The sequence below is a fragment of the Streptomyces coffeae genome (assembly GCF_016741875.1).
Classification (GTDB): domain Bacteria; phylum Actinomycetota; class Actinomycetes; order Streptomycetales; family Streptomycetaceae; genus Streptomyces; species Streptomyces coffeae.
The window spans coordinates 109,527-129,195 of sequence record NZ_JAERRF010000001.1; the positions used below are offsets into that span (position 1 = coordinate 109,527).

The 19,669-nt window shown below is 71.2% G+C and carries 17 protein-coding genes; 3 read left to right on the top strand and 14 right to left on the bottom strand.

The window, feature by feature from the left end; translation table 11 throughout:
• Positions 1 to 5: 5 nt before the first annotated feature.
• The 11 genes from JK363_RS00505 to JK363_RS00555 form a co-directional block, all read right to left on the bottom strand.
• The gene (locus JK363_RS00505) at positions 6 to 368 is read right to left on the bottom strand and encodes a cupin domain-containing protein (protein ID WP_201870477.1); all 363 of its coding nucleotides are present in this window, start codon (positions 366 to 368) and stop codon (positions 6 to 8) included.
• Positions 369 to 468: 100 nt separating this feature from the next.
• Positions 469 to 1,887, bottom strand: coding sequence for a DUF6177 family protein (locus JK363_RS00510; RefSeq protein WP_201870478.1), 1,419 nt, complete (start codon positions 1,885 to 1,887; stop codon positions 469 to 471).
• 55 nt (positions 1,888 to 1,942) lie between these two features.
• A complete protein-coding gene (gene eccCa, locus JK363_RS00515; RefSeq protein ID WP_201870479.1) occupies positions 1,943 to 5,977 on the bottom strand; it encodes a type VII secretion protein EccCa in 4,035 nt (1,344 codons plus the stop codon).
• A gap of 18 nt (positions 5,978 to 5,995) precedes the next feature.
• Entirely contained in the window at positions 5,996 to 7,111 is a 1,116-nt protein-coding gene (locus JK363_RS00520; RefSeq protein WP_201870480.1) for a MinD/ParA family ATP-binding protein, read from the bottom strand.
• Between the two features lie 51 nt (positions 7,112 to 7,162).
• Positions 7,163 to 8,518, bottom strand: a complete 1,356-nt coding sequence (gene eccD / locus JK363_RS00525; RefSeq protein ID WP_201870481.1) for a type VII secretion integral membrane protein EccD — start codon at positions 8,516 to 8,518, stop codon at positions 7,163 to 7,165.
• A 52-nt stretch (positions 8,519 to 8,570) separates the two neighbouring features.
• Positions 8,571 to 8,888: a hypothetical protein gene (locus tag JK363_RS00530; RefSeq protein WP_201870482.1), complete on the bottom strand. Its 318-nt coding sequence runs from the start codon at positions 8,886 to 8,888 to the stop codon at positions 8,571 to 8,573.
• Positions 8,889 to 9,162: 274 nt separating this feature from the next.
• Positions 9,163 to 9,807, bottom strand: a complete 645-nt coding sequence (locus JK363_RS00535; RefSeq protein WP_201870483.1) for a hypothetical protein — start codon at positions 9,805 to 9,807, stop codon at positions 9,163 to 9,165.
• Positions 9,808 to 9,815: 8 nt separating this feature from the next.
• Positions 9,816 to 12,437, bottom strand: coding sequence for an ICP22 family protein (locus tag JK363_RS00540; protein WP_201870484.1), 2,622 nt, complete (start codon positions 12,435 to 12,437; stop codon positions 9,816 to 9,818).
• A complete protein-coding gene (locus tag JK363_RS00545) occupies positions 12,434 to 12,823 on the bottom strand; it encodes a DUF6507 family protein (protein ID WP_201870485.1) in 390 nt (129 codons plus the stop codon). The genes JK363_RS00540 and JK363_RS00545 overlap by 4 nt, the downstream gene beginning before the upstream one ends.
• A 43-nt stretch (positions 12,824 to 12,866) precedes the next feature.
• On the bottom strand, positions 12,867 to 13,178 hold the full coding sequence (locus tag JK363_RS00550; RefSeq protein WP_176182112.1) for a pore-forming ESAT-6 family protein: 312 nt from the start codon (positions 13,176 to 13,178) through the stop codon (positions 12,867 to 12,869).
• A gap of 51 nt (positions 13,179 to 13,229) precedes the next feature.
• Positions 13,230 to 13,562: a hypothetical protein gene (locus tag JK363_RS00555; RefSeq protein ID WP_201870486.1), complete on the bottom strand. Its 333-nt coding sequence runs from the start codon at positions 13,560 to 13,562 to the stop codon at positions 13,230 to 13,232.
• Positions 13,563 to 14,118: 556 nt separating this feature from the next.
• Here JK363_RS00555 and JK363_RS00560 point away from each other — a divergent pair.
• From JK363_RS00560 to JK363_RS00570, 3 genes are all read left to right on the top strand, one after another.
• Positions 14,119 to 14,967, top strand: a complete 849-nt coding sequence (locus tag JK363_RS00560) for an RNA polymerase sigma factor SigF (protein ID WP_201870835.1) — start codon at positions 14,119 to 14,121, stop codon at positions 14,965 to 14,967.
• Positions 14,968 to 15,130: 163 nt separating this feature from the next.
• Entirely contained in the window at positions 15,131 to 15,484 is a 354-nt protein-coding gene (locus JK363_RS00565; RefSeq protein WP_201870487.1) for a PRC-barrel domain-containing protein, read from the top strand.
• A 596-nt stretch (positions 15,485 to 16,080) separates the two neighbouring features.
• Positions 16,081 to 16,260 (top strand): hypothetical protein, encoded by a 180-nt coding sequence (locus JK363_RS00570; protein WP_201870488.1) that lies wholly within the window; start codon positions 16,081 to 16,083, stop codon positions 16,258 to 16,260.
• Positions 16,261 to 16,264: 4 nt separating this feature from the next.
• On the opposite strand, the gene JK363_RS00575 is transcribed toward JK363_RS00570, so the two are convergent.
• From JK363_RS00575 to JK363_RS00585, 3 genes are read right to left on the bottom strand one after another with little or no spacing between them, the layout of a single operon-like run.
• On the bottom strand, positions 16,265 to 17,251 hold the full coding sequence (locus JK363_RS00575; protein WP_201870489.1) for a polyprenyl synthetase family protein: 987 nt from the start codon (positions 17,249 to 17,251) through the stop codon (positions 16,265 to 16,267).
• A gap of 37 nt (positions 17,252 to 17,288) precedes the next feature.
• Positions 17,289 to 18,899 (bottom strand): GAF domain-containing protein, encoded by a 1,611-nt coding sequence (locus tag JK363_RS00580; protein ID WP_201870490.1) that lies wholly within the window; start codon positions 18,897 to 18,899, stop codon positions 17,289 to 17,291.
• Positions 18,887 to 19,576, bottom strand: a complete 690-nt coding sequence (locus JK363_RS00585) for a response regulator (protein WP_201870491.1) — start codon at positions 19,574 to 19,576, stop codon at positions 18,887 to 18,889. Before JK363_RS00585 ends, JK363_RS00580 begins: the two co-directional genes overlap by 13 nt.
• Between the last annotated feature and the right edge of the window lie 93 nt (positions 19,577 to 19,669).

The window sequence follows — 19,669 nt, forward strand, 5'->3', positions numbered from 1 at the left end:
CGTGGTCAGAGGCTGATGTGGTACGCCTTCCGCAGCGTCTCGTGCACGGTCCACGTCGTACGGTCGCCCTCGCGCAGCACGCAGGCGTCCCCCGGCCCGACCTCGAGGACCGTCCCGCCTTCGAACGCGATCGTGGCCCGCCCGCTGACCACGACGAACAGCTCGTTGGCCTCGGTGTCGGTCACCACGCCCGGGGTGATCTGCCAGATGCCGCGAAGCTGCTTGCCGTCGGGGGACTCCCACAGGACCTTCCCGGTGACGACCGGGTCCCCGGAGACGATCTGCTCGGCGGCGAGGGGATCCACTTCGAGCTCCGCGTCGGGAATGTGGACGGCGAAGGGGGCAACGGAATGATCAATACCTGTCATAGCGGCTCACAGTATCCGCGCCGTCCCGGCCGCCCGGACTCAGCCCACCTGTCGAGACGCGCGTCGCGGGATGGGCGGGCGCGGGCTGGGGCCGGTGGAGTTACGCGCCTTTCAGGTGGCGCATGAGGCGTTCGAAGTCCTGCCAGCCCGACAGGTCCGCCGGGTCGCCCGGGAGGCGGTAGTAGAGGGCGGGGCGGGTCGCGGGGCCGAGGGGGAGCGGTGGTTCGGGGAGCGGGGTGCGGCGGGCCCGGTCGCCGGGCAGCTGGCGGACCTCTTCGCTTCCGAGGACGAAGGCCAGCGGGACGCCGGGGCCTTCGAAGCGGGGCGGAACCATCAGGTCGCGGCGGGCCTTGCGGAGCTGGAGGAGCAGGGACTGGAGGTGATGGCGGGTGGCCAGGATCTCCGCGGTCCGGGGAAGGGCGTCCAGTGGGGGTTCTTCGTCGGGGCCGTAGCCGAAGGCCAGGGTGACGTCCTCCTCCACACCCGCCGTCGTGCGGCTGATGCGGACCGTGGCCAGGCCGGGGCGGGCGGGGGAGCCGACGACCACGAGCCAGGTGGGTTCGGGCGCCCGGTCGTGGGCGAGGTCGGTCAACTGCCGCAGGGACCAGGGCAGGTTGGCGGGTTCGGCGGTGCCCCAGCCGGCCGGGGGTTCGCCGGTCAGCTCACGCCAGACCGACTCCAGTGCGCCGCCGAGGACCAGGCGGTCATCGGCGGGGTGAACGGTGCGGAAGGTGATGGCCAGTTGGCGTTCGCCGGTGTCGGCGAACTCCTGGTAGGCGGCGGCCACCGGGGTGCGTGGCTCTTCGGGGGTGGCGTCGGCCGCCTCGACCGGGGCGAACAGGCCGTTCTGCCAGCGCAGTACGGCGCCGGAGAGGCCGTCGTAGTAGCCCTCCCGCTCGTCCTGGACGACCCAGCGGGAGGGCCAGCCGCCGAGGCTGTTGCGGACGGCGGGGGAGAGCCGGGCCTTCGGTGAGGTGACGATCTGGAGGCCGAGTTCGGCGCGGGCGGTGGCGCGGAGCGCGTCCGAGAGCCAGGCCGTCATGGCGACCACCGGGCGATCCTGGATGACCACGGCCACCTTGTCGGTGAGGACGTCGACGGCGGGCTGCGCGGCCGCGGGCGGCTTCGCCACACTCACCCCGTCGGACTCCACCACGGCGAGGGAACGCGCTGCCTCCGGCGGCCAGGCGGAGCCACCCGACAGGGAGGCGAGCCGGGCGGCGAAGGTCCCGGCGAGCCGCTCCGCCTCCTCGACACCGGTGGTGGCGCGGGCCTCGGTCCACCAGAACGGCACCGGGGGCTCAGTGGCCCCGAGCAACCGCTCGGCCTCGCCCGCGACGTGCACGAGCACCGGCGCCTCCACGGAGACCAAGGGGCGCCCCTCCATGTCACAGAGCTGTACGACGGCGTCCTCACCCGTCGTCCCGACCAGCTTGTCGGGGCCTCCGGCGAGCAGACCCGCGAGCACGCTCAACGGGTCGGGCATCTTCTGTGTGAGGGTGACGACGTCCTTGGTCATGTGATTCTCTCCGGTCTTTCCTCGTCCTGAAGTGCCTGCGGGAGCGCCTTCGGCGTCACCCGTCCGTGTACACCGTCTGGATCAGCCGGTTCGTCTGGCCCCGCCGGATCAGGACGCCGCGCCCGGCGGGCTGCTGTGCGGCGTACACCCCCGGGAACAGCTGCCCCTCGCTGCGGTCGCCCGCCATGACGAGTGCCGAGGCCCCCGATTCCCGCAGGCCCAGCACCAGCGGTTCGTACATCCCGCGCGAGGAGCCCGCGACCCGGCGGGTCAGGACGAAGTGGAGGCCGATGTCGACCGCCGACGGGATGTACGGCAGGAACGGCGCGAGCGGCGCCTGGCCCGCCGTGGTCAGCACGTCGTAGTCGTCGACCAGGACCACGATCCGCGGACCGCTGCCCCAACTGCCCGGCTCCAGGTCCTCGGTGTCCGCGTTGTCCGCGTTTTCGTCGGGTAGCCGCTTCTCGAGCTCGGTGGCGATACCGGCGGCAAGGCCCCCGCACATCCTGGCGTTGTACGCGTACCCGCCGCGGAACTCCTCGGGGATCGCGCCGCGCAGCCCGCGCCGCGGGTCCATCACGGCGAAGACCAGGTCGTCCTCGCCGTGGCGCTCGATGAGGCCGTGCGCGATGGTCCTGAGGAGGTTCGTCTTGCCGCATTCGCTGTCGCCCAGCACCAGCAGATGCTGGTCGTGCTCGAACAGGTCGAGGGTCACCGGCGCGAGCGCCGTCTGATCCAGACCGATCGGCACCCGCTCGGGCTCGGCGGCCGGCCCCGGCAGCAGACCGGGCTCCAGGACCTGCGGGAGCACCCGCACGGGCTGGGCGACCTCACCGCTCCATGTCGCGCGGACGGTGCGGGCGGTGCGCTCCAGGACGGCGCCCAGCTCCGCGGTGTCGGCGAGCCCGTCCGTACGGGCCAGCGCCACCTGGGCGAAGAGCTTGCCGTCGGTGAGCACCCGGCCGGGCTCGTCCGGCGCCAGGGTCTGCGCGAGCTTGCGGTCGATGCTGGACTCGCTGGGGTCGTTCAGACGCAGTTCGATACGGGTGCCGAAGTTCGACTGGGTGGCGATGCGGACGTCGTTCCAGCGCAGCATGGCCGCGACGACATGGATCCCGTAGCCGCCACCCCGCTTGAGGAGGTCGACGACCGCGTCGTCCAGCTCTTCGAAGTCGTCCCGCAGCGCTCCGAAGCCGTCGATCACCAGCACGATCTCGGCGGAGCCCAGCTCGGGCAGCTGCCCGGCCGCGTGCAGGGAGCGCAGCTGCTCGACGGAGTCGATGCCGTGCCGGCGGAAGAGGTCCTCGCGGCTCGCGAGCATGGTCCGCACCTCTTCGACGGTGCGCCCGGCGCGTTCGCGGTCGGCGCGCCCCGCGACACCTCCGACATGCGGCAGCCCGGACAGCGCCTGGAGTCCTCCGCCCACCAGGTCGAGGGCGTAGACGCCGACCTCCTGCGGGGTGTGGGTCAGCGCGAGGGAGAGGGCGAGTGTGCGCAGCAGCGTGGTCTTGCCGGACTGCGGGCCGCCGATGACGGCGGCGTGGCCGCCCGCCACCGTGAGGTCCAGGTACCACCGGCCCTGCCACTGCTTGGTGGGGTCGTCGAGCAGCCCGAGCGGTATCCGGAGCTGTCCGCCGCCCTCGGACGGGGCGCGCGAAGCGCTCGATGAGGGGCGGTGGCCGGGTGACGGGTGGGCGAGCTGCATCCCGCGCGCGCCGACCTCCAGCGGGCCCGCGACCGTGTCCAGCGCGATGGCGTCGGGCAGCGGCGGCAGCCAGATACGGCGCACCGGGGCGGCGGCGTCGGCGAGTTGCGCCACCATGACACCCAGCTCGGTCGGCCCGGTCTCACGGCGCCGCATCGCGGGCTCCCGCTCGCCCGGATTCTCCGGCTCGGCGAGGGTGTTGTACGCCTGGTACTCCAGGGCGAGCGGTCCGGTGTCCTCGTCCTCGTCCCGCTGGACCGGCCCGCGGTAGGCGCCGGAGACATAACTCGCCTTGAAGCGCTCGTAGTGGCTGGTGTCGACTTTCAGGAAGCCGAAGCCGGGCAGCGGGGGGAGGTGGAAGGCGTCCGTGGTGTCCAGGACCGTACGGGATTCGTCGGCCGAGAAGGTGCGCAGGCCCAGCCGGTACGAGAGATAGGTGTCCAGGCCCTTGAGCTTGCCGCTCTCGATGCGCTGGCTGGACAGCAGCAGATGCACCCCGATGGAGCGGCCGATGCGGCCGATGGACAGGAACAGATCGATGAAGTCCGGTTTCGCGGTGAGCAGTTCGCCGAACTCGTCGATGACCACGAAGAGATGGGGCAGCGGATCGAGGTCCGGCCGCTTCGCGGCGCGCAGCGCGGCGTAGTCACCGATGTCGGCGACATTGCCCGCGTCCTTGAGGACCTGCTGACGGCGCTTGACCTCGCCCGCGAGCGAGGCGTGGACGCGCTCGACCAGACCCGCCTGGTTCTCCAGATTGGTGATGACCCCCGCGACATGCGGCAGTTCGGCGAACGGGGCGAAGGTCGCACCGCCCTTGTAGTCGACGAGGACGAGGGCGAGGTCCTCGGGGGGATGGGTGGCGACCAGGGCGAGAACGAGGGTGCGCAGCAGCTCCGACTTCCCCGAACCGGTCGCGCCCACACACAGCCCGTGCGGGCCCATGCCGAGCTCGGACGACTCCTTGAGGTCGAGCAGGACCGGTTCATGGGAGTCGCTGATGCCGATCGGCACGCGCAGGAAGGCGCGTTCACCGCGCGGCGCCCACAGGCGTGCCACATCCAGCCGGGCCACATCGTCGATGCCGAGCAGTTCGGCGAAGTCGACGGGGCCGGACAGCGGGGCGTCGACGAGCGACTCGGCGGACAGCCGCAGCGGCGCGATCATCCGGGCCAGCCCTTCGGCGAACGGGATGCCCACCTCGTCCACCGTGCCGTGGGCGCTGATCGGCTCCTTCTCGCGCAGATCCTCGATGACGACCTGGTCGCCGTCGACCGTGATCCGGACGCTCACCTGCCCCGGCTCCTGGACCCGCCGCTCGAGGAGATGGAGCACCGTGACGCCCATCTCGCGCAAGCCCACCGCGTCGTCGGGGCGCGGCAGGTCGACGGCGTCCTCGCCGTGTCCGTCGGCCACCACGAGCAGGCGCGAGATCATGGCCAGCGCGTCCACACCGGACAGGCCGCGGCGCACCTCGGCCGCGTACGAGGCACGGCGGCGCAGCTCGGGGCCGATCTGCCGGGCGAGCTGGGGCGGTGAGGGGGCGATGCGACGGGCGGCGACGGGGCCGTCGAACTGCTCGGTGTCGAGGAGATGCGGCAGCCACTTCGCCCACTCCCAGTCGGCCATCCGCTCACCCGGTACGGCGAGCGCCATCGCCGCGTCGTCCGGCGCGTGGGTGGCGGCGGTCTGGACGAGCAGGGCGCGCACGACGCGCAGACAGTCCTCGCGCGGACCGATGACGCTGATGTTGCCGACGCGGTCCAGGGGCACGGTGAGCGGGAGTTCGGTGCCGTTGCGGAAGCGGGCCATGAGCGCCGACGCCTCGTTGAGCATGAAGCGGTCGGGCGGGGTGAGGACGGACGAGCCCTGCTGGCCTACGGTGAGGTCGCGTACCGGCATCTCACCGGTGCCCACGCGCACCCGCAGGAAGTCCCCGTCCAGACGGCGGCGCTCCCACAGCCGGGCCGGGTCGCGCACGATGTCGTACAGGGCGTCCGGCGGCGGGTTGAGCACATCGGCCCGCTCCCTGCGCTCCCGCTCCTCGCGGGCGAGTTCCTCCCGGAGGTCTTCGAGATAGGTGAGATACGCCTCGCGCTGGGTGCGGCGGGTGCGCTGGGCCTTGCCGCGCTGTGAGAAGACCAGGCCGAGGGAGCCGATGATGGTGACGAGGACGATGATCGCGCCGAGCCCGGCGAACTGGCTGTTGCGGACGACCGTCATCATCACGACGGACGACAGCACACCGGCGACGGGCAGCAGCGACATCGCGATGTTGCCCGACTTCCCCTCGGGGAGGTTGGGCGGGGCCTCGATGGTGCGCGCCTCGGAGGGGGCCGCAGGGCGGGTGGTCCGGGCCGGGCGGTGGATCAGTCGGGTACTCATCGGCGTCCGTCCTCGGGATCAGCGGCGCTGCTGGGAGAGCCGGAACGCGTCCGCGGCGAGGACGGCGGCGGCTTCCCTGGTCGCGTGGGCGAGACGTTCGGTGCGGATCGGGCCACCGGCCGCCAAGTGCCGGTCGTACGGCAGCATCCGGACGCTCGCCCCGGTGGCGGTGAGCTGCTGGGCCGCCTTGCCGAGGTCGATGCCGGAGTGCGGGACGAGTTCGGTGAGGACGACGACGGTTCCGGCGAGCATGTGGCGGGGCAGCCCTTGCATCCACTCCAGCACCGCGCGGGTGCTGGTGATGCCCTCGAGGGTGGCGGGCGCGGTCAGCACCCGGGCCTGGGCGGCCGAGAGCGCGACCCGGGCGACCTCGGCGGGCAGCGTCTCGCAGTCGACGACGGTTACGCCGAAGTAGCGGCGCAGCGAGACCATGACCCGCTCGTACGCCTTGGTGTCGAGCATCGCGCCGATCTGGCCCTGGCTGCCGGGGAGCAGCCAGGCGTTGCCCGGGAGTTGGACGAGATAGCCGGTGACGTCGAGCAGGGACATCTGCGGTTCGACGATCCCGGCCAGGTCGCCGGTGGTCCAGCGCACGGACTCGGCGCCGAGCCGCGAGGGGAGCGAGCCGAGGGCCGGGTCGGCCTCGACGAGGAGGACCGGGTCCTGCCGGTAGTGCGCGTACGTCATGCCGAGCAGCGCGGCCACGGTCGACTTGCCCGCGCCACCGCGGATGGAGGTGACGGCGATCTGGCGGCCGGTGGTCACGGGCTGCTGGAGGATCTCGGCGGTGGCGGTGGTCTCGGCGACCTCGCGCGCGGCCGAGGAGGAGACGGTACGGCGCAGGGTGCGCGCGGCGCGCGCGGCCAGGTGCTCACCGTGGCGCGGCCGGTGCGCGGCGGCGGCGAGGGCGGGGTCGACCACGGGGCGGGAGTCGGGGGTGCGCGGGGGCGGCGGGGCCGGGTGGGGCGCGCTCGGTGGTGGGGTCTGCGGCGGGGTGGTGCCCTGCCGCGGGGCGTTGGGGGGTGGCGCCTCCACGGGATCATCCATCGGGCCATCCACCCGGGCATCCATCGGGGCGCCGTTGTCCCGCAGGGTGCGCAGCACATCGCCCTGCCAGTTGTCCGCGTTCGCCATGTCGGCCCTCTTTCCCACCTGCCACCCCGCCCGGAGGGCTGCGCGATCGACTCAGAACTTGTTGAGGAGCTGTCCGTAGACGCCGAACACACCGACGGCGAGCGGGAAGAGTCCCACGACGCCGATGGATTCGGTCAGATCGGCCACCCGTCGCAGCCGGACCCGTACATGCTCGGGCGGCTGCACTGCCAGGACGAGCAGCGGCAGCACGGCGGCCGCGCACAGCACGGCGAGCGGTCCGGTGCCCCCGGTATGCCCCATCCACACGACCACCAGACGTACGACGAGGACCGCGGCGGCCGCGATCAGCGTCACGACCTCGGCGATCAACGGGAAGGCGCGCGCCCTGGAGAGCAGTACCAGGGCGACGACCGAGGAGAGCGTCATCGTCCACACGGTCGGCTCGTCGGCCACGGTGAGCAGCCAGGCGCCGGCCGCCGCGGAGGCCGCGGTGACCATCGTCGCGAGGGCGAGGCCGCGGTGCGTGGCCGCGAGCGCGTTGCCCACCTGGTGACGGCTGACGGACGTCCCGGCGGAGCGGCGGTCGTCGAGCGCGGTGAGGCCGGAGGCCATGAGGGCGAGCCGTGGCAGCAGCCCGAGGAGGATTACGGAGAAGACCGCCATCACGGCGCCGAGCCGGGCCGTGTTGTCCTGCACGGCGGCGACGGCCAGCCACGCGATGGCGAGCGCGGTGGTGGCCGCGGCGCCGACGAGGCCGCCGCGGCCGAGCGGTGAGAAGTAGCCGAGCAGGACCAGTGTCAGGACGACCGCGCCCGCGACGGCGGCGAGCCGCGCGGTCCCCGACCAGTCGTGGGCGTCGGCGGCGGTCCACGCGGCCAGGACGCCGAGCCCGCCGGAGGTGATCAGCAGCGCGGTGGCGAGCCCGCGGTTGCCGCGGCCGAGCTTGGCGGCGGCCGCACCGGCCGCGGCGAGGACGAGCGCGACGAGCGTGAGGGCGGTGGCGAGCGCGTCGAGGGCGACCTCGCGGCGGGCGAGCAGCGCGGCGAGCACCGCGAAGACGACGGTCGCCACACCCGCGCTGATCCGGCGCGCGGCCGGACGCCAGCGCCAGGTCTGGAGGTCCAGGTCGTCCGCCACGAGATCGGTGACGTCGTGCACCACGGGCGCGGGCGGCGCCGCGTGCGCCCGTACGAGCCGCAGCACGGCCCCGTCGGCGACCTCGGCCGAGGAGAGGGTGGCGTCATGCGGCAGGGCGGAGCCGTCGGCTGTGATCAACTGCCGGGTCATCGGCCGCGATGCGGCCCGGTCGTCCAGCAACTGGAGGATGTCCGGCAGCAATTGCCCGATCGGAGCGTCGGACGGCAGGACGATATCCGCCCGGCGGCGCTCGCCGATCAGCGTCACCCGGGTGAGCTGTGTCCGGGAAGTCGATGCTGTGTTCACCACTGATGGGAACCTATCGTCGCGACGTCGAGGGCATGGAACCTGGTGGGCATCATCATGAACTCTTGTCGGTTTTCTCGGACTTCTCGGAATTCTTTGGATGTGGTGTCTGGGGCGGCTGCTGATACTGCTGTTCCTGGCGCTGCCGCTTCTCCTGCTCGTTCTTCTGCTTCTGCAAGGTGTGCTGGAGGAACGACCATCCGACGCAACCCGCGCACAGGACGGCGGCGATGGCGATTCCGGCGAACATCTTGCCGATCCGCTCATCCGCCGTACGCCGCGCCCGCTGAGCGCCGAACAGCAGCGCGTCCCGCATTCTGCGGCGGCGTACGGCCACGGACTCCAGGAGCTGGCTGTCGTAATCCCGTGCCACTGGTCTCGGAATCCCCCTCCTCACTGCCTCTATGCAACGTAAGCCATCGTGCGGGGGCCGTACACCCCGGGTCAGGGGATGCCGAGCCGAGGATTGCAGCTCAGGGTGGCGTGAAGGGGCGCGCAGGCAGGGCGGCAGGGGCGTACTCCGCCATGTGGTCGCCGACGTCGCCTCGGCGCCGCAGTGGCTTCGCCGGGTGCTCCGGCATGAACGTGCCGCTGGGCGGAACGCCCGGAGCCGGCATCAGTCTCACTCCTGGAAGCGTCGCCAGACGTCATAGCCTGTCCGTGACGTCGGGGCCTGAGCCGTCGTCGCGGGCGTCGGGGGTTGCGATGCCCAATTCCGTGGCCGAACCGAAGTACGTGGGTTCGCCGGGCTCCCCGGACACGCCCAGCAGAGCATTCAGGTCCTCGATGGCGGCCGTGAGGCGAGGCGCATTGCGCTGGTGCACATCGGGGTGCGGCCGGCCCGCGAAGTCGAACCAGCCCCAAATGTCATGGTGGACAGCGAGTTCAGCGGAGAGCCCAACGGGGGCAGGGGAGACCGACAGGTCCAGCAGGCGCGGCTCGGTATGAGGCGTGCCCTGGGCGTCGACCCACCGTCCCGGCCCCACGACGTGCAGGTCGTCGACGTCGGCGTCCGGGAATCCGACGGGACGGCTACCACGCACTCGCTCGGGAAGCGCTGCATCACTGAGGGGAACCGTCAGCGCCAGGTTCGTCGTGATGTTGATTCCGCCCGAGTCGAGTACGTACCAACGGTATTCGAGGCGCTGCGGCGTCAGAAGGTCGTGCGCTGCGAGGACCTCTGCCATGCGGGCCGCCGTGGTCAAAGCCGACTCCAGGCCGGGTGGTGCGAATTCTTCGAGATCCCAGAGCCATGATCCGCATTCACGCGGAGCGCGCATCAGGGTCGACATGCATTACCTCACGGGAGAACGGGACGGTTGGGCGGAACGGTGATGGACCCATCGTGGAAGCGTAGCTGAAATGTAGCCCCTGCCTTCCGGGCCTGGAATTCTACTTCCTTGAACATCTTGGCGTTGAGATCCGCGAGCGACTGATGCACATCGAGAATCGCGAACTTCTTCGTGGCTGCGTCGGGTAGGAGTTGCTTGCCCGCCTTCTTGGCCGCACTCCTGATCCCGGAGATATTGTCCACGTCCTTCAGCTGATAGCCGAAGCCCGGCGTACCGTCGGGATGGAGCGTCGTGACGTCCAGATCGAGACCGGTTACATCGTCTTCGAGCTCGAACGCAAGGCGATTAAAGCCCCTGTTCTGCAGCTCTGTTGCATGAGTCAGAGCCATATATGCGGCCGGGACCATGCCCTTTTGTTCCTTGCTCGAAGCCTGCTTGCACATGTCGAGGATCTTGTTGTAGTTCTGCGCGTCACTGAGATGCCCGCGCGAGATCAGGTCGGCGACTTCGGCGCCGAAGGGTTCTTTGCGCAGGGTGCGTAGCACACTCGCCTGATCCTGTGGAGCCATCTTCGCACGGGTGAGCGCATCCGTGAGCGCGGCTTCCTGCTCGGGACGCATGGGTTCGGTAGGGGGGTGTGACGCCTCGCTGCCCCGGCTGTACCGATCCGGAGCGATCTCGTCTATGGGGGAGCCAGGATGTGCTCCCCCAGGTACCTCAGGGTGCCCCCCACTCGACGGAATCTGTCCCGCCTCGTGGGTCGGTCCTGTCGGACCTCCCTCGCTGCCTGTGCTGGGGCCGTCATTGTGGCTGCTGTGTCCGCCGCTGCCGCTCTCGCCATGGTGGCCACCGCTGTTGGGACCGTCGCCGTGGTTGCCGGACGGCGGCTCGTGGCTGGCCGACGGGCCCGGGCCGTGGTCGTGGGCGTGGCCGCCGGGGAGGTTGTCGCCCGCGTGGCCACCCGGGAGGTTGTCTCCGGCCCGGCCGCCGGGAAGGTTGTCTCCGGCCCGGCCGCCGGGCAGGTTGTCACCGGTGCGCCCGCCCGGGATGTCGTCACCGACGCGTCCGCCCGGCAGGTCGTCGCCGAGGCGGCCGATGTCGTCCAGGCCGCCGCCCAGGTTGATGTGGGCGGCGTTGTCGGGGGTGCGGGCGCCTGCGGCGACGAGGTCGGGTTGGCGGGTGGGGCTGTCAACCCTGGGAACGTCGGAGCCCGCCGGGCGGTCCACGATGTCCCTGGGGGCGTGGGCCCCGTCGTGCGCGAGCGAGCCGTCGGACTTGTAGATGTTGCCGTCGGTGTCCATGAAGCGCGGGGCGCCTTCTCCCGGCAGTTTGACGCTGCCCGGGGGCAGGAGGCCGCCGTCGGGCAGGGCGACGCTGTCCTTGGGGATCCTGGCCGCGTCGTCCGGGATGGGCGAACCGGAACCGTCGGGGAGATGAACCTTGCCGTCGGGGGTGAGGTAGGAGCCCTCCGGGATGTGGACCGTGCCGTCGGGCAGTTGGGGGATGTCGATGGACTCGATCCCCTTCAGCCCCTTGGCGATGTCGCCGATCTTCGACAGACCCGCGCCCGCGCCCTTGGTGATGTAGGTCATCGGGTCGATGACCTTCCCCGCCTTGCTCGCGGCGGCGAGGGTCTTGGCGACGGCGCCCGCCTTGCCCGCGCCGGACGCGGCGCCACCCGCGCCGCCGGTGAAGACGGTGGTCAGCACGTTGAAGGTGACCGCTCCCGCGGCGCGGCCGGGGTTCTTGCCCCATTCGTCCCAGGCGACGAGGGCTTTGCCGGTCTCCTTCATGGCCGTCCGGGAGTCGCGCAGCCAGGAGGGGAGTTTGTCGTCCGGGAGGGCCCAGAAGAGGGTGCCCGCGCCGGGGATGGAGGTGATGGCCAGGCCGGTGGCGAGTTGGGCCAGGCCCTTCCATGCCTTGCCCATGGCGTCCCAGCCGCCGAAGCCGACGAGGGTGCCCAGGCCCTTGAGGGTGCCCCACACGCCGTCGACGATCAGGCCGTCCCAGACGAAGGACTTGACCCAGTGGCCGATCTCCCAGGCGTGGTGCTTCTCCTCGACCGGGTCGCCCCAGGGGAGCTTGGCCTTCGCCATGTCGTCCGCGTTGAACCCGTACTGGTTCTCGCGGTCCGACCCGTCCCCGGCGACCATCTGGGCGCCGTGGAACAACGCGGTGATCTTGTTGTGGCAGGTGCGCTCGGCGGCCCAGAACGCGGCGACGGTCCGGGTGATGTCATCGCGCAGCTGGTTGTGTTCGTCGACCTTGTCTTCGTCGTACTGCCAGTCGTCGTCGCCCTTGTGGTCGTTGACGAACGTGGTGGCGGTCGTCTTGAGGTTGGCCAGCTTGGTGACCAGGGGGCGGATCTCGGTGGCGTACTCCGACAGGGCCGTGGCGACCGTTCCCACGTCATCGGCGAAGCCATCGGCGCGGTCCTTGACCGGTTGGGTGGTCGCGAAGAGCTGCTCGGCCTCGGGCGCCTTGTAGTAGGCAGAGAGACCCTGGAAGTGACTGTGGACATCGGCGCCGACGGTACGGATATGACCGGCGTCCTTCTTCAGCCCGGTGTAGGCCTTTTCCAGAAGATCCAGATCACCGGTGTACTGGGGAATCTCCTCAGGCTTGATCATTTGGTCTGTATCCCCGGCTTCTTCGGGTCCAGATCGGGGTCGCGCAGAGCCTTGTGCTGGGCCTCGGCGGCCATGTGCAGATCACCGTTGAGGTACTCGGTCGTGGCATTCATCGCGCCCTTCAGCGACTTGCCCGCTCGCGCCGCGATGAACTTCAGATCGGGTGTGGCGTGGGTGGAGAACTGGGAGAGGGCCAGGGCGACCAGGCCCCCCTTGGCCTTCTCCCCTCCCTTGCCGGCGTCGGCACTGATGGTGCCGGCATTCTCCGCCGCCGATTGAAGGTGGCTGCCGTACGACTTCGCGTGCGTCTCGATCTTCGCCGCGAACTCACCCGTTGTCTTGAGTACGCCCGAAATACCCTGTGGCTTCAGATCCCAGCCCGTCATGAGCCCCCCCAGTGAACGTCAGCGGTGCCGTCGGCTACGCGGCTCAGCCGATGTTGTCGACCGCGGCCTTCGCGCGCGACAGCGTGTGCTGCGCGGTGCCGTCGTTCTTCTCCAGTGTTGTCTTCAGCAGCTGGATGATGTTCTTGACCTCCTGCGAGGACCGGTTCCAGCGCTGCTCCTTGCCGTGGTACTCATCCGCCACACCGTCCGCCCTGAAGTCGGCCATCGCCGCCTTCACCTGGGCGTCGCGCGCGGTGATCACTTCTTCCAGGCGGGCGATCACCGCCTGGATGTTGCCCTGTGCGTCCGCGGACGCGCCCGTGTCGTACGAGCGGCGGTCACTGCCGGCAGCCATGAATGCTCACTCCCCGTTGAGCTCGAAGGAATCGCGGTCAGCGGCCGAAGATCAACGGCCGGAGAAACGGGCCGCGTCGAAGTTGGCCGCGGACATCTGTGTCCGCGCGTTGTCACCTTGTTCCTGGTCACCCGAGCCGAATGCCGAGTCCATCCCCGACTGTCCACCCAGGATCGAGGACAGCGCACCGTGCAGCGACTGCGAGATCTCGTCCGACCGTGATTTGAACGAGTCGAACGCAGCCTTGCCGGAGCCGTTGAACTTTCCCTCCAACGGTTCGGCTGCCTGCACGAGTTGGCGAATCAACGCACCGAGATCGTCACTCGACCCGCGCGACTTCGACTGCAAGGTCGACAGGGTCTGAGCCCCCATGTCGAACTTCATCTGGCCCCCTCGCCGAGCTAATAGAAGGTCGTTTCCAGAGCCATCCTTCCAACTACGCCAACCAGTCGCAACGTTGAATCAATAGGCTGTGACATAGGCGTGACAGGTGTGCCGAAACTCTCAAGATTTGTTCACGTGTCGCACCCTGTCGCCGGTTCGTCTCCGTGGTCCACGTCGCGGCGTGACTGGACGAGAGGCCCGCGCGTCGCTCGGTCGGGCACGCGGGTGGGGAAGCGTGGGCGGCCGCTGGTCGGCCTCAGGGGGCGAGCCAGACCGGTGAGAGCCGGATCGTCGGCGTCGCGCGGGAGGCCGCGGGGCCTGTTTCGTGCCCGGCCGCGGGTCGGCGCGGCCTGGGGGATGGTGCTGACGGTGGGTCAGTCGTGGCCGCTCCGGGGTGGGCCGGACGCCGGGCCATCCGCACCGCTTCCGGCGTGCCGCCGAGATTTCTAGGAATGAAGGTGTAGAGGGTGGGTACACGCGTCTCCAATCAGCCTATGCATGCAGCCGATACAGGGAGTGCGACGTGAACGGCACGGCACCCGTGGTCTCGTCAGCTATGACGGCAGCCGAAGCTGAGCAGGACAGTGGAGTTGGGCTCGCTGGCCTTCCCTCGGTGGCGGACCCCTCGAAGGTCGCGCCGAAGGACGCCAGGGCGCTGACCAAAACGTTCCTGGACCGGCTGACGGAGCTCGAAGAGGGGACGCACGAATACCAATATGTGCGGAACACCCTGATTGAGCTCAACCTGTCGCTGGTCCGCTACGCCGCCCGGCGGTTCCGGAACCGCTCGGTGGAGATGGAGGACGTCGTCCAGGTCGGCACGATCGGTCTGATCAAGGCGATCGACCGGTTCGACCTGACCCGTGAGGTGGAGTTCACCACCTTCGCGGTCCCCTACATCGTGGGGGAGATCAAGCGGTTCTTCCGGGACACCAGCTGGGCGGTGCATGTGCCCCGCCGGCTCCAGGAGCTGCGGATCGACCTGGCCAAGGCGAACGAGGAGCTCTTCCAGCGGTTGGACCGGTCGCCGACCACCGCCGAGCTGGCCGAGCATCTGAGCTTGAGTGAGGAGGAAGTCCTCGACGGACTGGTGGCCAGCAACGGTTACCTGACCACCTCGCTGGACGCCCCCGCCGACCATGAGAACGGCACCACCCGGGTGACCACCTTCGCCGACCGCATCGGTGAACTCGATCCCGCCATGGAGGTCGTGGAGAACCTGCACGCCCTGAAGCCCCTGATGGAGCAGCTCGGCGAGCGGGACCGGCGGATCCTCCAGATGCGGTTCGGGGACGAGATGACCCAGTCCGAGATCGGCGCCGAGCTGGGTGTCTCCCAGATGCATGTGTCACGGTTGCTCACGAAGGCGCTCACCCGGCTGCGCCGCGGACTGCTCGCCGAATAGCCGCACAGCTGTATAGCCGCATAGCCGATGCGTAGGGGCCCGGCCGGAACCTCCGGCCGGGCCCCTACGGCGTACGGCCGCGTACCCCCTGTGGGTGGATGGCGTGGCGTTGTGCGGAAAGGCGAGGCAGCCTTGAAGCACAGAGGTCAGAGGGTGATGAGTCATGATCCAGCCAGCCGATATCCGTGAGTGGCGCGACCGCGCCGTCGTCGACGAGCAGGGCCGCAAGATCGGTTCACTCGAGGCGATCTACGTGGCCACGACCAACGACGAACCGTATATGGCCACCGTCCGTACCGGGGTGCCCACCCGCCACCGCCTGGTGTTCGTCCCCGTCGACGACGCGATCGTCGGGCCGGGGTACGTCAAGGTCTCGTACGACCGGTCGAGGGTGAAGAAGGCCCCGTCGATCGGGACGGACGACATCCTGCCCGCGGAGCAGGAGGGGACGATCTTCCAGTACTACGGCAAGCCCTACCAGGCCGCCGCCGGTGAACGGCGGCTCGCCCGCCGCTGACCCACGGCTTGCCGCTGCCCAAGGCTCGCCGCCGACCCGAGGAGACGTCGCGCCGTGGCTCTGTTCCTGTTCCTCGTCATCGTGGCCATGGCGCTCGGGATCATCGGCACCACGGTGGAGGGGCTGGGCTACCTGCTGGTCATCGGCGCCGTGCTGTTCCCGTGGCCGACGTGATCTTCTCGCTGCTGGGCTGGGCGCGCCGGACCCGGCGGCGCCGACTGCGATGACGGGGGACAGGGCCCCGCGGCGGCCGTCCCCTTCGGCAGCCACACCCGTCCGTATCCGCCGGGCACCCTGCGGCCCTCCGGTGACCCGGCGGCGGCCGACCGCCGGGTCCTCGACCACCATCTGCGGTGGAAGGCGTGCTTCGTCCGGCGGGCATCGGCGGTGAGGACGGCCGGTGTGCGGTGTACACCCCCGACGCCGCCCATCCGTACGTCGCCGAGGCCCGGCCCGCGCCTGCGCCGCCGGGGTGCGGCTCCAGTCGATGCTGGTGATCAGCCACACCGTAGGGGAGCCATAGCGGCCCCCGGCGGTGCGGCGGCCCGGCCGCGCGGTGGTGGAATTCTCGCTCGCGTCCGGCGGGTTTCCTCGCTGTGAGGCGACGAAGGGCCCGGCCCACGGGCGTCGGTACGGGGTGCCGATGCGGTGCGGCGGGCGAGCAGCGCGAGATCAGGCGGGCGCTGGTACGGCGCCGGGAGCCGCTGGACCTCGACGCGCTCTCACGGCTGCGCCGCTTCGGCGAGGCGCTGCTGCGCGGTGAGCGGCCGTCGTAAACGGTCAGTCCCCGTCGGCGGTGGCCCGCCGCACCACCGCCCGGCACAGCTCGTCCAGCGCGGACTTCGCCGGGCCGTCGGGCAGCGGTGACAGGGCGGTGCGGGCCGCCTGCGCCTGGCGGACCGCCTCCCGGCGGACCTCCGCAAGCACCGGATGGGCCCGCAGCCGGGCCACCGCCTCCGCGTGCCGTTCCCATTCGGCGGGTCCGGCGGTGAGCAGGTCGTACAGCTCCTGGTCCCCGTTCGCCCCACCCCGCGACCGCAGCAGCAGAAGCGGCAGCGTGGGGCGGCGGTCCGGGGACAGGGCGTCCGCGGACCGGGCCGTGTCCGCCTCGGCGGTCAGCCGGTGGGCGACGCCCAGCCGCTCGCCGTAGTGGTCGAGGGCGTCGGCGACGGCCGGAGGGGCCCCGGCGGTCATCGCGCCGAGCCGCCCGGAGACGGCGGTGAGCGAACCGCACCGGCCGGTCAGCACCGCCAGGTGGTGGGCGACCGGATCATGGCCGTCCGGTGGCCCGGCCGTCTCCAGGATCTGGCCGGTGACCAGCTGTTTGAACGCTGCGGCCTGGAGCCGTACGGCCTGTGGGCCCAGCCCCGCCAGCAGATGCGAGGCGCGGGCGAAGAGGAAGTCGCCGGTGAGGACGGCGACGGTGTTGTCCCAGTTGGCGTCCGGGGCGGGACCGGCGGCGCCGGGGCCCCGGCGGCGTACGCCCGTCTCGTCCCGCACCTCGTCGTGGAGTTGCGTCGCCCGGTGGGTCAGCTCGACGACAACGGCCGCGGGCACCACCCCGGGCGCGTCCGGATCGCCGAACCGCGCGGCCAGCAGCACCAGCAGCGGCATCAGGCGGGGGCCGCGCGCGCTCAGGCGCCGCCGCGCGGCCTCGGTGATGAACGGCACATCGCTCCGGGTGGCCCTCAACAGGCCCTCCTCGACCGCCGTGTGCCCGGCGCTGAGCCCGGCGTCCAGCGTGCGGTCCCACACGGTCGGCTGCATGCACAGAAATGTCTCATATGCCGTCAGAAATGTGGGCTCATGGGCCGGTCGGGACGGTGGCCCGGATCCGGCTTCCCCGGCCCGGGCTGCTGTCCACGTTCAGGGTGCCGCCGACCTCGCGGGCCCGCTCCCGCATGGAGCGCAGCCCCAGATGGCCGGGGAAGGAGCCCTGGCAGTCGAAGCCGACACCGTCGTCGGCGACCGTCAACGTCACGGTGCCCGGACCACTGAGCAGATGGAGGGTGACGTTCCGGGCGCGGGAGTGCTTGGCCACGTTGTGCAGCGACTCCTGGGCGATCCGGAACAGCGCGTGCTTGGCCTCGGGCGTGGTCTCCGGCTCGTCCCCGAGCCGGGCCTCGGCCGCGATACCGTACCGGTCCCGCAGCGCCTCCACATGCCGGGTGAGCGCGGCGACCAGCCCCTCGCCCTCCAGCGACTCGGGCCGCAGCTCGCACAGCAGCGTCCGGGTCTCGGCGATGGCGACGTCCGCGAGCCGCCGGATGTACTCGATCGGCTCGGCGAGCTGGGCGAGTTCGGCCAGTCCGGCCGGTCCCGCGAGATCGCGCTCCAGCAGCTCCCGGGCGGTACGGGCGCCGAGCGCGATGCCGTACAGCGCCTGGGAGACCGAATCGTGCAGTTCGCGGGAGATCCGTCGGCGCTCCTCGCGCACCGCCTTCTCCTGGGCGGCCGAGCCCAGCCGGTCCCGCTCCACGGCGCACACCGCATGCCCGGCGATCACCTCCAGGACGGTGAGATCGGTGTCGGCGGGGTCGCGGCCCGCGGGGAAGTGGCAGCACATCGCCCCGATCGCGGTGCCCTCGCGCAGCAGCGGCCAGGCGGCCACCGCGCCCCGGGCGGGGCCATCACCGGCCGTGCCGCCGCTGCCGTCGTGGATCACCGGGGCCGTTCCGGCGATCGCCTCCAGCGCGGGTCTGCGCGAGGGCGGGGTGTGGCCGTGGCCGCCGCCCGCCATCCGCAGCGTCGTCCCCGTGCCGGGCTCGAGCAGATAGACGGTGCAGCTCGCGGCGCCGGTACGGGCCACCGCACCCGCGGCCAGGGAATCCAGGGTGCGCCGTACCGCACTGTGTCCGGCGGCGGCCGAGGCCAGCCGGCGCAGCTGGTCCCGGTGGCGGATCCGGGCGACCGCGTGCCCGGCGCTCGGCACGAACCGCTCGACGGTCCGCACATCGGCGCGGGTGAGCCGGCGGCCGCCGGGACGGCTGGCCACCTCGATCACCCCCACCGGCTGGCCGCGCACCACCAGGGGCGCGTCCAGTACCGAGGTCAGGGCCGTGTCATGGGGGATCCGGCGGTAGCGGGGCGGCCGCCGCTCACCGCCGGACAGGGTGGGCCGTCCGGCGCGGATCGCCTGGCGGGCGGGGGCGGAGCCGCCGGGGGTCAGCGGTCCGCGCGGGGTGACCGCCGGGGTGCCGTCGGTGACCCGTACCGCCAGCACGTCGTCGGGCTCCAGCACCATCACGCGGGTCATATCGGCGCCCAGCGCCTCGCGCAGTCCGCGGGCGATCAGCCGCAGCACGGTATCGCCGGTCGCGCCCGCCAGGAGGTGTTCGGTGACCTCGGCGAGCGCCGCCCTGGAGCGCCGCCGCCGTCCGATCAGGATCCCGTGTCCGCCGATCACGCCGACCACCACTGCTCCCTCGTCGTCGCTTCCAGCTCCTCGGGCGGGCTGATCTCACCGGCCGGGACCAGGCCCGACTGCACCGCGTAGACCGCGGCCTGGGTCCGGCTGTGCACGCCCAGCTTGGTCAGGATGTGGCTGACGTAGGTCTTCACCGTCTGCTGGCCGATCCGCAGATCGCGGGCGATCTCCTTGTTGGCCTTGCCGCGGGCGAGCATGGTCAGCACCTCGGTCTCCCGCTCGGTGAGCTGCTCCGGGCCGCTGGGGTCCCTGACCTGGCCCATCAGCCGGGAGATCGCGGCGGGGGAGACATGGATCTGGCCCGCGGCGGCGGCCTTGACCGCGTTCCTGAGGTCGTCGGCCTCGGCGTTCTTCAGCAGGAAGCCGATCGCCCCGGCCCGTACCGCGCCCATGACCATGGCGTCGTCGAGCGAACTGGTCAGCGCCACCACCTCGACCTCGGGCAGGTCCTGGCGGATCTCCGCGGTGGCCGAGACCCCGTCCATCACGGGCATCAGCAGGTCCATCAGGACGACGTCGGGGCACAGCTCCCGGGCCAGCCGTACGGCCTCCCGGCCGTTGGTCGTCTCACCGACCACCTTGATGTCGTTGTCGAGCCCGAGGATCATGCGCAGGCCCTGGCGGACCACCGCATGGTCGTCGGCGATGAGAACGCGAAGCGCCACTTGGCTCACCTGCCCAGGGAACGGGACGGTCGCGATCGCCGGGGCGAACGTGACCGTCGGGGCGGACGGGGGACGGGGCCCCGGCTCGGGGGC

Bases quoted from the DNA above. Each gene is read 5' to 3' on its own strand.
- JK363_RS00520 (WP_201870480.1), bottom strand. From the start codon at position 7,111: ATGGCGAACGCGGACAACTGGCAGGGCGATGTGCTGCGCACCCTGCGG.
- JK363_RS00550 (WP_176182112.1), bottom strand. From the start codon at position 13,178: ATGGCTGCCGGCAGTGACCGCCGCTCGTACGACACGGGCGCGTCCGCG.
- JK363_RS00555 (WP_201870486.1), bottom strand. From the start codon at position 13,562: ATGAAGTTCGACATGGGGGCTCAGACCCTGTCGACCTTGCAGTCGAAG.
- eccCa (WP_201870479.1), bottom strand. From the start codon at position 5,977: ATGAGTACCCGACTGATCCACCGCCCGGCCCGGACCACCCGCCCTGCG.
- JK363_RS00505 (WP_201870477.1), bottom strand. From the start codon at position 368: ATGACAGGTATTGATCATTCCGTTGCCCCCTTCGCCGTCCACATTCCC.
- JK363_RS00510 (WP_201870478.1), bottom strand. From the start codon at position 1,887: ATGACCAAGGACGTCGTCACCCTCACACAGAAGATGCCCGACCCGTTG.
- JK363_RS00560 (WP_201870835.1), top strand. From the start codon at position 14,119: ATGACGGCAGCCGAAGCTGAGCAGGACAGTGGAGTTGGGCTCGCTGGC.
- JK363_RS00575 (WP_201870489.1), bottom strand. From the start codon at position 17,251: ATGCAGCCGACCGTGTGGGACCGCACGCTGGACGCCGGGCTCAGCGCC.
- JK363_RS00545 (WP_201870485.1), bottom strand. From the start codon at position 12,823: ATGACGGGCTGGGATCTGAAGCCACAGGGTATTTCGGGCGTACTCAAG.
- JK363_RS00540 (WP_201870484.1), bottom strand. From the start codon at position 12,437: ATGATCAAGCCTGAGGAGATTCCCCAGTACACCGGTGATCTGGATCTT.
- JK363_RS00535 (WP_201870483.1), bottom strand. From the start codon at position 9,807: ATGTCGACCCTGATGCGCGCTCCGCGTGAATGCGGATCATGGCTCTGG.
- JK363_RS00565 (WP_201870487.1), top strand. From the start codon at position 15,131: ATGATCCAGCCAGCCGATATCCGTGAGTGGCGCGACCGCGCCGTCGTC.